Source organism: Thermoproteota archaeon, from assembly GCA_003352285.1.
Lineage (GTDB): Archaea > Thermoproteota > Nitrososphaeria > Nitrososphaerales > Nitrosopumilaceae > PXYB01.
Genome location: QQVN01000005.1, coordinates 209,725 through 223,458 on the forward strand (window position 1 = coordinate 209,725; position 13,734 = coordinate 223,458).

Genomic DNA, 13,734 nt, shown 5'->3' on the forward strand with positions numbered 1-13,734 from the left:
TTCAACTTGTTCAGTCAAGTACGAAAATGATTATTGGTTCTAGATGCAAAACATGGCCAAATTTTATAACCTCCAAGAACGTCTCGTCTAATATGAAAACAAGCGTTTTGTTTGTGCTAGCAATTTTCACACTAGGTGTTTTCACGGTAAACTATGCTTATGCCGCACCAGGCATTGAGATTTCAGGATACAAAACAAACATCAACCCAAGTGACAGCATTCTGATAGTTGGAACAGCTGAAGGAATCACGTCTTACAAGAGAGTGAACCTGTCAGTGTACGACCCAACTGGAAAACTAATCTACTCACCTAACTTGATGGTAAGCGGAGATGGAAGCTTCAACTATTTGATACATCCAACTTTACCATCATTCAAGTCAGGCGCATACAAGGTAGTAGCCAGTCACCCAGACTTGCAACAGACATCTGAATTCACATTCACAGTAGGAGGAGCTGTATCGGCCCCGACACCTACACCAAAACAGCCTGCAAAGATTACACTTGAACATGTAATCACAGGAGGTACTTTGCTTGATGTTATGGCAGATGAGCAAGCAAAGTCACTGGTTCTAGGGATTGCATCTACAGGTGACGGACAGATAGTTGTTGACTTGCCAAGAGAAATTCTTGATGCAAGACTAGGTGGTTGTACAGGAGATGATGACAGTCTGTTTGTACTAGTTGACGGTGAAGAAGAGAGCTTCGAAGAAACCAAAGACGCCAACATGCGACAAGTTACAATCAACTTTGCAGGCGGAACTGAAGAGATAGAAATTATCGGAACTTGTGTTGTTCCAGAATTTGGAGCAATTGCATCAGTGATAATGATTATTGCAATAGCAGGAGTCATTATGATTTCAGCAAAATCAAAGTTTGGTATGCCCAAACTCTAATCTTTTTTATTTATCAAAATCATGCAGCGCTGATTCGCGGTAGCTGGCATAAAAGATGAATAGGATCATCAGAAAATGTGGAGCAGTTATCACACTGTAAATGAAGCGGCTGGCTACAGACTTCACAAAACTTTTTCACAGAAAGTGTCAGTCCACAGCATCTGCATGAATCTATTCTCATAATTCTTGCTTTAAAAAAAAGTATTAGACGTTTGGTGTGTAGTTTCTGCACACCCACGGTAAACAGACTGTAACCATTGTTTCCACTCCAAACAATCAGACTCTACCCTTTTGATTATGCAAAACTCCTCGCTCAAGCATCCATTGGATTCCAATTGAAAACTCATCGTTTGTCATTCCATCAGAGGACCACTTTGCAGAGTTTGATTTAATCCAAACTGGAATTTCGGTGGGAGATGGTGCTTTTGGAGGTTTTGAGAACGGAACTTTGATCATGTCTTTTTCTAAAAGAAACTGCAGTGTGTTGATGTACTCTTGATCAGAAATGCTAGAGGAGGTCCAGAGTTTTGTTGTATGCTTGAACCAGTTTGGAATTTGCACAATATCATATCCTACAGTTACAACAAAAGAAGTTCTCAGTGCATCACCGGAGGATGTTGTTGCCATGCATCTAACAGTTGTCTTGCCAACCTTGAATACTGAACCTGATGTCTTATCGCACTGAACATGCAATGCACCATTTGAATCACTAGCTTTTACATCAAATGATACAGGTATTGGAACTTTAGAGACACGATAGATATCTCCACCTGATGAGATTTGTGGTTTAACATCATTACTTGATAATGCATATGCACTAGCACTTATTGAGCTAATCATTAGTGTCATTACAGACAAAATTAGAACAAAATTGTTCATTGAACATCATACCGTCGCATGTTGTTTTGATCGCAACTTTAGTTGGTTTTATGCAGTTAAAGCTTACTATACAATTCTATTTTTCAAAGAAATAAAAGAAAAAATGATCAAAATCAAAAAAAAATTAACAAATAAAGTTGTCAATTATCAAAAAAAACTATACAAGCACTACTTTTATCGTTTGATCTTTGCGTTTTAACATGGCTGCAAGAAGAAAAAGATCAGCTAGACGAACAGCTACAAAGCGTAGAGCTGCAGGTGGAAAGAGAAGATCTGCAGGTGGAAAACGCAAGAGCTCAAGAAGATCTACTGCTGGAAAGCGAAGATCATCAAGAGGTAGCGGAGCTAGCAAAGCTAAGAGAAAAGCAGAAAGTGTTGCCAGAAAGAGAAAGAACGAACTTCAAAAGGCACTAAACAAAGTAAAGTCTTTGAAGAAGGCAACAAGACAAGCTGAGAAATCAGCAAGAAAGAGAAAATCTGCTTTCACACAAGCTGCAAAAAGAGCAAAAAGTACCCGATAAGGGTCTTTCTTTATTTTTTATTATTTTTTTATTTTCATCAACAGCATATGTAATATAGTAATACTTTATGAGATGGTTACGTCATGTTTAACCTATTCAAACAGACACTAAGATATAGTCTCATCATACGTAGGCCCAACATTGAAACTAGCAACTAGGAGTAAACATAGAGGAGTCATAGGCGTCGAAGCAGCTATCGTAATGATTGCATTCGTAGTTGTAGCAGCCGCACTGGCTTTTGTAGTGTTAAATTCTGGATTTTCAGTTACTCAGGATGCAAAGACTGCAATCATCTCAGGATTGAATGAAGCATCAAGTAGCTTAGAAGTTGCAGGCAAAGTAACTGGCATAGCATGTACTACATCTGCAAAGGGATGTGGAACAACACCATACCTTAATGCAACAGGAATTCCACTTCGAATTGCATCAGGCGGAGACGTAGTTAATCTCGATGAGAACTACATCCAAGTAAGATATCTAAGCAATTCAATTGAATACGATGATATCTACATTGGTGCAGTAACAGCTTCTACACCAACAAGTCTAGAAGGAGGTTTTGATGCAGGAATTACTGCATTTTCAGAACTAGGAACAGCAGACAACCCAGTTGATCAAGCATTGACATCTGGAACTTATGCATTCACATACTGGAGTGTTTCAAGAGGAACACAAAATGCCATTCTAGATGAAGGTGAGCACGCAACATTGGCAATTGGATTTGACAGTAATGCAACTCCAGAAGAAAGACCAGCGGCACTAGACAGAATTAGAGTTGAAGTAATTCTTTCAACTGGTGCAACACTAACAGTAGAGCGAGACATTCCAACACTATCAAAAACAGTTGTAGATTTGGGATAGATCGTTTTTCCATCTTTTTATTATAATCAAAACTATACATAGCTAAAGTGCCAATATTCACTTGGAGATGAATCTGCGTTCTAGACTGTATTGAAAAAATTCGGAACAAGACCTTACAGTGCAGCTCTTGTGAGAACATGGTGATTTTTGAAATTATTTCAAACGTAGAATGTGATTGGGGAAAGCATACAATAATTCAATGCCCTAGATGCGAAGATTTGTTCACAACTGATGGCCCATGTCAGGCATTTTCAAACTTGATCAGATTGGTAGAGTTTAACAAGACGCTTTTGACAGATGATGAATCACGAGAATATTCAGAGTCCATCCACCCTTGTGATTTTTAATCTGAAGGATTATACCATGTATTGAGATAATTCTTGCAAGATGTCATCAAATAAGGAAATCGTAAAGAAATTTTATGATTCCTTCAAAAGGAAGGATTCACTGAATGACTTTTTCCACGACAACATAGAGTGGATTACTATGAATGGCATGCCTAATGGCGGCAGATATGTTGGATTCAAGGCAATAATGGAAGATTATTTTCCAAAGATGCTATCCAATTTTGGTGAGTTTCACGCATTGCCAAAAGAATTTCTTGCCAGAAAGGACAGAGTAGTAGTTTTCGGAAAATACCATGTAAAATCCAAATCAGGAAAGGAAGGCAAAGTTCCTTTCTGCCACGTGTACACATTGCATGAACAAAAGATTGCAAAGTTTGAGCAGCATATTGATACAAAAAAAATTCAGGAATATCTTTAGAATTAGTGCAATTGAGTCATTTTTGAGGTTTAGAATCATTTAATTTGCAATATTTTACGCATAATCTCATGCCGGGGTAGCTCAGCCTGGCCTAGAGTGCCAGCTTCTCCAAAGAAGGCAATACTCATAATCTGGAGGTCGTGGGTTCGAAACCCACCCCCGGCATTACAAGCTACCACATAGAAAAATAATCCTCATACCGGAACGAATGTCCAAAAATCGGTATTGGTTTTTGTTAGGATCTTAGAACTAAAACTGTACAGTTTTTTGCTTATTGTTTAGAGTTTTCTGCCTTTTTTTCAGTTGTTTCTTTGTTGTTTTTTTTCAGTTTTGAAAAGATGTTTTTGAACATAGGGCTACAATCAATGACCCAAATATAAGGCAAGGAATTAGCTTTTTACAACTCAAGCACTCAATAAAAAATGAACGAGAACCAGTAGCTACCTCTTATTTAGACGAAAAATCATGAGAGAGGTACTTGGTAAAGGATCCCATAGCTTTTCATAAAAAACTAGGAGGAAAAATTTTTGTCCAAAGCAAGCTAGACAAGATTACTCAAAAAGACATAAAGATAATTTACACGCCGGGGGTTGCCAAAGTTTGCAAAGAAATTAGCAAAGACCCAAAGCAAAAGTACTCACTAACATCAAAGTCAAACAATGTTGCAATAGTTACAGACGGAACAAGAGTTCTTGGGTTAGGAAACATTGGACCTGATGCGGCCTTACCTGTAATGGAAGGCAAGGCAATGCTGTACCGCAAGTATGGAAACGTTAGCGCATACCCAATTTGTCTTTCAACTACAAACAAAAAAGAGATCATAGATGCAATAATTGCAATAGAGCCAGTCTTTGGTGCAATTAACATTGAAGATATTGAATCTCCAAAAGTGTTAGAGATTGCACAGGAGTTGGACAGTAGGTTAAAAATTCCCGTGTTTCATGATGACGGTCAAGGAACTGCGATGGTTGCATTGGCCGCAGTTATTAATTCATTAAAACTAGTCAAGAAGAACATTTCTAACATCAAAATCGTAATAGTGGGATCTGGCTCTGCAGGATATTGGATTGCAAAGTTATTCTCTCATGCAGGATGCAAAAACTTAGTTGTAGTTGATTCACAAGGTGCAATCTATCAGGGAAGAAAGAGTACAAACAAATTCAAAAAAGAGATTGCAAAGATTACAAAACCAAAGGTAAAAGGTTCACTTGATGAATGTCTGATAGATGCAGATGTCTTTGTTGGAGTTTCAGGAATAAAGAATTTGCTCAAAAAAGAGATGGTGCAAAAGATGAGCAAGAATCCAATAATCTTGGCACTTACTAATCCAGACCCTGAAATTACACCAAAACTTGCAAAGCAGTCAGGTGCAAAGATAGTTGCAACCGGCTCGTACAATTACAACAACCAAGTAAACAATGCACTTGTATTCCCATATTTTATGCGCGCAGTGCTTGATCTTAGAATTAGAGACATCACACTGGATGTACTATACAGTGCTTCACTAGCCATTGCAGAGACATTATCCCAAAAAGAGTTGTCTTTAGAGAGAATAATTCCAGATATTAGCGATAAGAGAATCCAAAACAGAGTAACAAAGTCTCTAAAGAATCTAAAGACTGCCAAACATTAATCAGACATTACTGAATAATCACTGCATTGGTGTTCCAGTATTTTGTAGAGACTGCTAGTTTTGCAGATTTTGCAAGGTATGTGTGCGCACTGAGGGAGCATCCTCTAAGGGTTTACCAGTTTTCTTACAAAAAAAAGAACATCTTTTCAACTAGAAAGATTCTATCAAAGTCAATTCTACATTTTTTCACAGTATCAGAAAAAGATGGCAGATACATCTCCTATGATCCTCTCGGTGGAAAGGAGACATTTTCTATTGTAAATGAGATTACAAGGGCAGGAAATTATGCTCCAATCGTAGAGCTTGATTCGTTACCTTTTCCGATAAAGCTGACAAAGACAATAAAAGACAAGTTCAAGCCAATCAAAGTACACGAGTTAGGCGACCTTGCTAGACTAACATACGACCCAGAATGGCCAGAAGACTATGAATTCACACTGCTTGCATTTCCTAAAAAGAAAAAATGGTACATCGGATACATTACAAAGTTTGATCTTGATGATACGTTTTTCTGTTTCAACTATGTAGAGCAGGACGATGAGCCTCCGGCTCCGTTTCTAAAGTATTCAGGGCATAAAGGTGGAAAGGCGGAATTTACAAACAAGTTTCAGCACGGGTATCCATATCTGCCTGTGGTAAAGCTAAAAGCTGCACATCCAATTTTTGGACTAAAATAAATAATTAATCAATCCAATTACAGTAGATGTCACTTGGAATTCAATTAATGGAAAAAGTACTTTTCAAGTTTGCAAAGCAGTGGATAGCAGGAAACACAATCGATGATGCCTTAACTTCTGCAAAGGATGCATACAAGAATGGACGAAATGTTATCATCAACAAGCTTGGAGAGTACCATACATCAAAAAGCCAAATTTCTACAACTGTAAAGGAGTACCAAAAGATTTCAAATTCATTAAGAAAGTGGAATATTCGAGGAGCAATCTCTGTAAAGCCCACTCAAGTAGGTTTGTCAATTAGCCAAAGAGAATGTCATAAAAATTTTGAAAAGATTATTCAAAATGCCCGAGAGCAACACATCTTTGTTTGGATAGACATGGAATCAGCTGATCACACGGATGAGACAATTGAGATATACAATTCCTTTTTCTCAAAATATGAAAGATTGGGAATTGCTTTGCAGGCAAATCTAAAGAGAACTGAAGATGATCTAAAAAATTTAATCGAGATAGGTGCCAAGATACGTCTAGTAAAGGGAGCATACAGTGAGAATGCAAAGATTGCATTCAAGGCAAAAGAGGATGTTGATAAAAATTTCATGAGACTTGTAAGGATTCTTTTCAAAAATGGTAACGAGTTTGGTGTTGCAACACATGATGGAAAAATAATATCAAAGGTAGAGCGTTTATCAAAAAGATACCCTAAAAAATTTGAATTTCAGATGCTTAGAGGAATTCGAGACGACATAAAGCCAGGCCTAATAAAGCGAAAATTTGTTGTTTCAGACTATATTCCTTATGGCACAAACTGGCTACCATATTCCATTAGAAGAATCAAGGAGAGAAAACGAAACATTTTGCTTTTGGGAAGCTCGCTTATTCAGTCACAGCGGGTTTGAGTCTGGGCACGCATAAACTGTTGCAGGTATTGCTCTCCACCCGCACCTTTACCTGTAGAACCGGAATTTTTCCAACCTACAAATGGCTGACTAGCTACTAATGCAGCTGTAGTTGCGCTAGCAGAACGATTAGCATAAACAACACCTGCTTGAATCTTTGAGAAAAAATCATCTAACTGTTTTTGATCATTGCTAAAAATTCCTGCAGTAAGGCCATACTCTGTTTGATTTGCAAGTTTTATTGCATCATCAAAGTTTTCAAATCTTTGAACACACAAAAAGGGTAAGAAGAGTTCTTCTTTCATTAGCTTGTGGGATTCAGGAAGTTTAGTTACAATTGTCGGCTCTACAAAATATCCGTGCTCAAGACCAATAGCATTAATTACAGAACCGCCAGCAAGTACTTGGCCATCTTTTTTTGCAACATTTACAGCATCTTCAAATTTTGATTTTGCATCTTGGTTAATTACTGGTCCCAGAAATACTTCTTTTTGCCAAGGCATTCCTATCTTTAGCTTTTTTGTTTTTTCAACAAGTTTAGAAACAAATTGATCTGCAATTTCATTTTGCACGTAAACTCTGGAACATGCACTACACTTTTGTCCTCCAAAACCAAATGCGGCATTCAATACACCATCTGCTGCTTTATCCAAATCAGTATTTTTTGTTACGATTACAGGATTTTTTCCTCCCATCTCTGAGATAAAGGGTCTTGCAGATGATTTTGTAAATTCCTTAAATCCAGACATGCCAACCTCGCGTGAGCCAGTAAACGCAATTCCATCAACATCTGGACTCTCAATCAGTGTCTTGCCAACAACGCTTCCAGAACCAGTCAAAAAGTTGATTGCACCTGCAGGAAGTTTTGGGAAGATAATTTTTGCAAATTTGTATGATGATAACGGTGTATCGCTTGCAGGTTTTAGCACTGCAGTGTTACCGGTGATTAGCGCACCAGTAGTCATTCCAATTGCAATTGCAGATGGAAAGTTAAACGGAGCAATAATACCCCACACTCCAAATGGTTTGAGAACGGTTTGTGTCTTTTCATTAGGATTGGGATGAAATGTGGGCTTGCAGAATCCTTCATTTTTTTCTAGTTGGTAGGCATAAAATCGCATAAAATCGATTGCCTCATCAACATCACCCATTGCTTCAAGGCGATTTTTTCCGTTCTCAAATGTCATGAGTGCAGCCAAAGAAAACTTTTCCATTGAGAAGATGTTTGCACAGTCCCTAAAGATCTCGGCTCTTTTTTGGTATGAGGTACTGCTCCATTTTTCAAAGGATTCTTTTGCTGAAGCAATGGCTGATTTGGCATCCTCAATGGAAGCCTTTGGAAATTTTGCAATTAAGATTCTAGTATCTGCAGGAGATTTTACGTTAAAACAAAAATCAGAAAAGATTTCTTTGCCATTTACTATCATGGGATATGTTTTGCCAAAATTATTTTGTACTTCATCTATTGCTTTGTCAAAATTTGCATGAAACTCATTTGTAGAATTATTTTGCACTGCCTTTCCCCAAGTAAATTCATTTTCAAATTCAGTCATTGTGTGTCACCTGATGAGTAAATAACTTCAGAGATAATTCGAGATGCAAGATGTGATGTTCTGTCTTTAACATCAAAACTTGGGCATACTTCCATTATATCCATTCCAACTATACCTTTAGCTGCAATTGCTTTTAAAATATACATGGCATCCGTGCTGCTCAAACCCATTGGAACTGGAACAGAAACCCCAGGTGCAAACGCAGGATCTATGCAATCCATATCAAATGAGACATACACGTTCTTTCCAATTTTATTCAAAACAGATTCTGTGATTTTTTTTATGCCTTGCTCTTGAATGTCAAAAGGAGTTATCACTTGCAAGTTGTATTTGTTTATGTTATCAAGTTCTTCTTGTTCTGGGGTTCTAATTCCTATCTGAATGCTTGAATCAACATCAATGTTTGGAATTACATCATTTACAACAGAACCATAATAGTTTGTAGTAGAGCTTACAAAATCAGGGTGTGCATCAAAGTATACTAATGAAAATTTTTCCAAGCGGTTTGCCATGGAATGAATAATTTGTCTAGTGATAGAGTGATCCCCACCAATGGATATTGGAATTTTTGAGGAAGAAGTGATTTTATCAAATGTTTCATCAATCTCCACTCTTGTGATGTTTCCAAGATCAAAAACCTTCTTGGTACTACCAGTAAATGGACGTCCTAACGAAGTTTTCCCGCTCCGCTCAAAAGAATCACGCTCATTTGAAATCTGCCTAATTCTATAGGGGGCTTCTTCAGTGCCCTTTCGGAGTGCGTGAGATTGGGATTCATCAGGTATGCCTACAATGACAAATTCAGCATCTTCAAATTCTTCAGTATTTGCCCAGCAGATTTCATCCATGTATGGCATACAATACCTGAATTTGGGTTTTAATTATATCCCAAATCCCAATCATGATTCTCAAAGTTAAGATAAGATGTGCTTTCTTACCTTGATTGCAACTACTGCAGGTGCTGCAATGTACATTCCAAGGTTCAATGCAATGACAGATATTCCAAGCAGTAACACTTGCTCTTCAGAGCCCTGGTCAGCCAGTGTCATTATTGAAAGTGTGGAGACCATTGGTGTGATGAATGCCTTTACAGCCTCTCTGAATGCTGGGTTTTCTCTTTCCCAGTCTGCAATTGTTGGTGAGAAGGAGTAGTAGATACCATTGAATCCAGTCATAAATGATGTTCCAGATTCAGTGGATAGTAGAGTGTTGTCTCTTACTTCTCTGAGGAACTGTACTTGATGTGCCATCTCAGTTCCATATGCTGCAGTTGCTATAAGACAACCACCGCCTGCAGTGTTATCTGAAATCTTTTCACAAGTACCATTAATCAAAGTGGTTTGAGGACCACATACTCCAAACTCTGGTTCTGGAGGAGGCTCTGCACCTACTACATCGTAGATAGTATGATTTGGGAAGTTTTTATCAAACCAAGCTTTGTATGATTCTTCTTCATTGTATCTATCTACATAATACTGTGGGTCAACTTCAGGATCTGGAAATCCTGGAATGACTGTTAAAGGATCAGTTGACGGCTCAGGTAATCCAACTACTTCATAGATGGTAAAGTCTGGAAAGTTTTCATCAAACCAAGCTTTGTACTCTGGTTCATTTTGATATCGCTCTACATAGTATTGAGGATCCTTTGTGGGGTCAGGAAATCCTGGAATTCTTTTTGTTGGATCAGGATTTGGAATAAACTCTGTTGTTATTGTTACAAGATTTGATGGGTTACTTGTGCCAATTACATTAACTGCTGAAACCCTATACGAGTATGTTGTAGATGATTTTAGATCAGAGTGAGTGTAATTTGTTTTCGTTCCTGCATTTTGTGATAGCATTACAAATGCTCCTGAACCAGTCTTTGATTCTATTTTGTATCCTGTAATTTCAGTTCCACCATCTATGGTGGGTACTTTCCATGTTAGCGTAACTTGGTTCGGTGAAGACAAGACAGCTTCTAATGCAGTTGGAGGAGATGGAGTAGTTCCAGAAATTTTTGGTATAGATGATGAGCTAGGTGTTGCTGTTGCGCTATTTGATGCTGCACTTGTCCCAACAGAGTTTATTGCATAAACTTTGTAGGTGTAAGATGTTCCGGGCTCACGTTCCGGATGTGAGAAGGCCCTAACGGAACTCTCTGTGTTTTGAACTAGAGTAAAGTAAGAACCAGCACCAACTTTGGCATCGATTCTATACCCAGTGACATCAGTTCCACCATTATTGATTGGAGCATCCCAGGTAAGGTCAATTTGAATTGGTGAGCTTGCAGCAGCCTTTAGGTTTCTTGGAGGAGAAGGAACGGTGTCAGTTACAGGAGGTTTTGATGCGGAGGTAGGAGTTGCAGATGCTTCTGCGGATAGATCACTTGAACCAAGTGAATATCTTGCAAATACTACAAAGGTATAGGTCTTGTCAGTTTCAAGTCCCGTCACAGAATAGCGTGTATTTTTATCACTCGTCTGCTCTATAGTTTGATAAACTCCAGTTGTGATTTTTTCCTGGATGGTGTATCCTACAATGCTTTGTCCATAGGTTTGTGAAGGTGCCTGCCATTCAAGATCAATCTGTGTTGGGGAGACATCTGTTGCAATCAATTGAGTTGGAACAAAAGTATGCTTTGGTTGAGCTGTACTTTCAGGTGATGCACTACTTAATCCAACAGAGTTTATTGCATAAACTCTGTATGTGTATTTTGTATCAGTGTTAAGACCAGTGTGTTTGAAGAATCTCTTTGGACCATTATCATCTGCTAACACATTGTATGAACCAGTTCCAGATTTTACTTCAATCTTGTATCCTGTAACAGGCGGCCCGTTGTTAGATGCAGGTTTATTCCAGCTAAGTGTTATCTCACTTGGAGACACAGGTAATGCAGACAATCCACTTGGTGAATTAGGAGCAAGTTCCTCAACAGGGGGTGCAGATGCTTCAGATGTACTTGCAGATACAGTTGCAGAAGAGTTGCTAATTCCAACAGAGTTTATTGCAAATACTCGGTAGGTGTATGTAGTTCCAGTTACTACGCTAGTATCAGAATAGCTAGTGGATGCCGTGTTGTTTACAAGAACAGAATATGATGTAGAGTTTGACTTTTTTTCAAGTTTGTAACCAGTTACTTGTGGGCCATTATTGGCTGAGGGTTTTTTCCATGTAAGGTCAATCTGTGTAGGTGACATGTCATTTGCAGTAAGATCAGTTGGGGGATTTGGCGGAACGTGTTGAGGTGGAGATGATGATGTAGAAGTAGTAGCCACTGCTTCAGAAGAAGGCAAACTTGTACCAATTGCGTTAATTGCAGAAATACGATAAACATAGGTTTTACCAGTTTGTAATCCACTGTGGAAGTAAAAGGTGCTATTTGAGCCGGTGTTTGCAACTAGAACATTATACCCGTCTGGAACGATTTTGAACTCGATTTTGTATCCAGTGATCGGAGAGTCACCATCATCGTTGGGAGCACTCCAATAGAGGTCAATTGCCGTAGGAGACACGTCATCTGCTAGGAGGTTTTTTGGAGGATCAGGCTCAGACGCCGCATATACAGACGCACTTAGGCCTAGAGCTAGAAGGCCAAACGCCAATAGTGCAAAAATTGCTAAATTCACGATTAGTCATTACAGGCGGCGTTTAGATAGCTTCGAATTAATTATTTTAGAACTAGTGATTGAATTAAGTTAAGGCACACCCAAGGAATTGTTCTTAAGATAAGTCTACCAGGTACAGTTATGGGTGTGGTGGAATCTGCATCAATCAATGATATTTCAGACATGCTTGAATTACTAGAGGAATTAGGAAGACCAAAACCTGAAGACAAGTCAGATTCGGAATTTTTTCGCTACATGCTAAAAAGGTACATCGAAGATAGCGACAAGGGAGTTTTAGTTGTAAAAGACGACTCTAAAGTAATTGGGATGGCAAGTATGATGTTTTTAACAAGATTAAATCAAAAAAGACCTGAACTATACATACCAGAGTTAATCGTTTCAGAAAAACATCAGCGAAAGGGACTAGGAAAGATGCTAATTGATTCTTGCATAAAACAAGGCAAGGAAAAAAACTGTCATAGAATAAGACTAGAGTCAGGAAACCAAAGAACAGACTCCCATGAATTTTACAAAAAGATTGGCTTTGAGCAATCAGGTCTATCGTTTACAAAATCACTATAATTTTTTTGCAACCACGACATCAACCAAGTACTTTAGTTCAGTTCTTTTTGCGATTTGTAAATTCCATGGAATAAATGATTCCTTTTTTGTATCACTAGATATTGTAAAAGAATATTTTTTTATTTCATCCCTAAGTTCTTTTTCGTTTACAGTTCGCTTGACAGAATTTTTGCCTCTATCAAAATCATACGGGTCAGAAATTATTAGATGACCCTTTTGCATCTGAGATGAAATAGTTTTGATTAGATCAATTGGTTCTATAATTTCAAGAAGATTTAGGGCAAGTATCAAATCAAATTTTTGATTTGCAAAAGGATGCAAAAGAGAATCAGCTACAAAAAAATCAGCATTTGATAGTTTTTTTTCTTTGGCAGCCTTTATTGCAAAAAATGATTTATCAATGCCAAAAACTTGCTTGCTTGTCTTTGCCATCTGCTCAGAAATGGTACCTATAGAGCAACCATGCTCCAAGGAGACATCAGATTGAATCTGTTTTAATATCGACTTTATCTTTGAGTAAAATTTTGATTTTGAATTATTTTGGTAAATTGTTGCCCATCTTTTCTCAATTAGAGTCTGATCCTCCACATTTTTTTCTACTTTAGAAAGAGTTTTTTTGATATGAGACTTTAGTTTGGAATTTTTTGCTTCATTGAGTAGTTGGCCCCCTAGCTCTTTTCTACTGCTCAAATATGATACAAAATCATTCCAAAGAATCGCAACACCAGATACAATTGGATACAGGATATCGCATTTTTTACAAAGTAAGAATCCTTCCTTGATTTCATCAGAGCATGAAAAAACATCTAGCTCAAGTGCCCCATTACATCTAACACAAAAAATGAAATTTAGACTTGATTGATGCATTGTAAATTTTATCTGCAAAT

General features: G+C 37.9%; 14 protein-coding genes and 1 tRNA gene. 11 read left to right on the forward strand and 4 right to left on the reverse strand.

Features of this window, described 5'->3' with window-relative positions; translation table 11 throughout:
- Positions 1 to 26 precede the first annotated feature (26 nt).
- The 10 genes from DWQ18_07365 (at position 27) to DWQ18_07410 (ending at position 7,125) form a co-directional block, all read left to right on the forward strand.
- Positions 27 to 893: a PEFG-CTERM sorting domain-containing protein gene (locus tag DWQ18_07365; protein RDJ32991.1), complete on the forward strand. Its 867-nt coding sequence runs from the start codon at positions 27 to 29 to the stop codon at positions 891 to 893.
- Positions 894 to 1,653: 760 nt separating this feature from the next.
- A complete protein-coding gene (locus tag DWQ18_07370) occupies positions 1,654 to 1,971 on the forward strand; it encodes a hypothetical protein (GenBank protein RDJ32992.1) in 318 nt (105 codons plus the stop codon).
- A gap of 1 nt (position 1,972) precedes the next feature.
- Entirely contained in the window at positions 1,973 to 2,293 is a 321-nt protein-coding gene (locus DWQ18_07375) for a hypothetical protein (protein RDJ32993.1), read from the forward strand.
- Between the two features lie 201 nt (positions 2,294 to 2,494).
- Entirely contained in the window at positions 2,495 to 3,151 is a 657-nt protein-coding gene (locus DWQ18_07380) for a flagellin (protein RDJ33433.1), read from the forward strand.
- An 89-nt stretch (positions 3,152 to 3,240) separates the two neighbouring features.
- Positions 3,241 to 3,498 carry a hypothetical protein gene (locus tag DWQ18_07385; GenBank protein RDJ32994.1) on the forward strand — a complete coding sequence of 86 codons (258 nt, stop codon included), beginning with the start codon at positions 3,241 to 3,243 and terminating at the stop codon, positions 3,496 to 3,498.
- Between the two features lie 40 nt (positions 3,499 to 3,538).
- A complete protein-coding gene (locus DWQ18_07390; GenBank protein ID RDJ32995.1) occupies positions 3,539 to 3,916 on the forward strand; it encodes a ketosteroid isomerase in 378 nt (125 codons plus the stop codon).
- Positions 3,917 to 3,986: 70 nt separating this feature from the next.
- A tRNA-Glu gene (locus DWQ18_07395) sits at positions 3,987 to 4,081 on the forward strand.
- A 313-nt stretch (positions 4,082 to 4,394) separates the two neighbouring features.
- Positions 4,395 to 5,549, forward strand: a complete 1,155-nt coding sequence (locus DWQ18_07400) for an NADP-dependent malic enzyme (GenBank protein ID RDJ32996.1) — start codon at positions 4,395 to 4,397, stop codon at positions 5,547 to 5,549.
- Between the two features lie 29 nt (positions 5,550 to 5,578).
- Positions 5,579 to 6,226, forward strand: coding sequence for a hypothetical protein (locus tag DWQ18_07405; GenBank protein ID RDJ32997.1), 648 nt, complete (start codon positions 5,579 to 5,581; stop codon positions 6,224 to 6,226).
- Positions 6,227 to 6,273: 47 nt separating this feature from the next.
- The gene (locus DWQ18_07410) at positions 6,274 to 7,125 is read left to right on the forward strand and encodes a proline dehydrogenase (protein ID RDJ33434.1); all 852 of its coding nucleotides are present in this window, start codon (positions 6,274 to 6,276) and stop codon (positions 7,123 to 7,125) included.
- On the opposite strand, the gene DWQ18_07415 is transcribed toward DWQ18_07410, so the two are convergent.
- From DWQ18_07415 to DWQ18_07425, 3 genes are all read right to left on the reverse strand, one after another.
- On the reverse strand, positions 7,107 to 8,678 hold the full coding sequence (locus DWQ18_07415; GenBank protein RDJ32998.1) for an aldehyde dehydrogenase family protein: 1,572 nt from the start codon (positions 8,676 to 8,678) through the stop codon (positions 7,107 to 7,109). The two genes, DWQ18_07410 and DWQ18_07415, sit on opposite strands and share 19 nt — an antisense overlap.
- Positions 8,675 to 9,526, reverse strand: coding sequence for an agmatinase (gene speB, locus DWQ18_07420; GenBank protein ID RDJ33435.1), 852 nt, complete (start codon positions 9,524 to 9,526; stop codon positions 8,675 to 8,677). Before speB ends, DWQ18_07415 begins: the two co-directional genes overlap by 4 nt.
- Positions 9,527 to 9,592: 66 nt before the next feature.
- A complete protein-coding gene (locus tag DWQ18_07425; protein RDJ32999.1) occupies positions 9,593 to 12,286 on the reverse strand; it encodes a fibronectin type III domain-containing protein in 2,694 nt (897 codons plus the stop codon).
- A gap of 120 nt (positions 12,287 to 12,406) precedes the next feature.
- Here DWQ18_07425 and DWQ18_07430 point away from each other — a divergent pair, with 120 nt between their 5' ends.
- Positions 12,407 to 12,847 carry a GNAT family N-acetyltransferase gene (locus DWQ18_07430; protein ID RDJ33000.1) on the forward strand — a complete coding sequence of 147 codons (441 nt, stop codon included), beginning with the start codon at positions 12,407 to 12,409 and terminating at the stop codon, positions 12,845 to 12,847.
- On the opposite strand, the gene DWQ18_07435 is transcribed toward DWQ18_07430, so the two are convergent.
- The gene (locus tag DWQ18_07435; protein ID RDJ33436.1) at positions 12,842 to 13,714 is read right to left on the reverse strand and encodes a methyltransferase domain-containing protein; all 873 of its coding nucleotides are present in this window, start codon (positions 13,712 to 13,714) and stop codon (positions 12,842 to 12,844) included. The genes DWQ18_07430 and DWQ18_07435 overlap by 6 nt on opposite strands.
- Positions 13,715 to 13,734 lie beyond the last annotated feature (20 nt).

Bases quoted from the DNA above. Each gene is read 5' to 3' on its own strand.
- DWQ18_07390 (RDJ32995.1), top strand. From the start codon at position 3,539: ATGTCATCAAATAAGGAAATCGTAAAGAAATTTTATGATTCCTTCAAA.
- DWQ18_07430 (RDJ33000.1), top strand. From the start codon at position 12,407: ATGGGTGTGGTGGAATCTGCATCAATCAATGATATTTCAGACATGCTT.
- DWQ18_07380 (RDJ33433.1), top strand. From the start codon at position 2,495: ATGATTGCATTCGTAGTTGTAGCAGCCGCACTGGCTTTTGTAGTGTTA.
- DWQ18_07410 (RDJ33434.1), top strand. From the start codon at position 6,274: ATGGAAAAAGTACTTTTCAAGTTTGCAAAGCAGTGGATAGCAGGAAAC.
- DWQ18_07375 (RDJ32993.1), top strand. From the start codon at position 1,973: ATGGCTGCAAGAAGAAAAAGATCAGCTAGACGAACAGCTACAAAGCGT.
- DWQ18_07435 (RDJ33436.1), bottom strand. From the start codon at position 13,714: ATGCATCAATCAAGTCTAAATTTCATTTTTTGTGTTAGATGTAATGGG.
- speB (RDJ33435.1), bottom strand. From the start codon at position 9,526: ATGGATGAAATCTGCTGGGCAAATACTGAAGAATTTGAAGATGCTGAA.
- DWQ18_07365 (RDJ32991.1), top strand. From the start codon at position 27: ATGATTATTGGTTCTAGATGCAAAACATGGCCAAATTTTATAACCTCC.
- DWQ18_07415 (RDJ32998.1), bottom strand. From the start codon at position 8,678: ATGACTGAATTTGAAAATGAATTTACTTGGGGAAAGGCAGTGCAAAAT.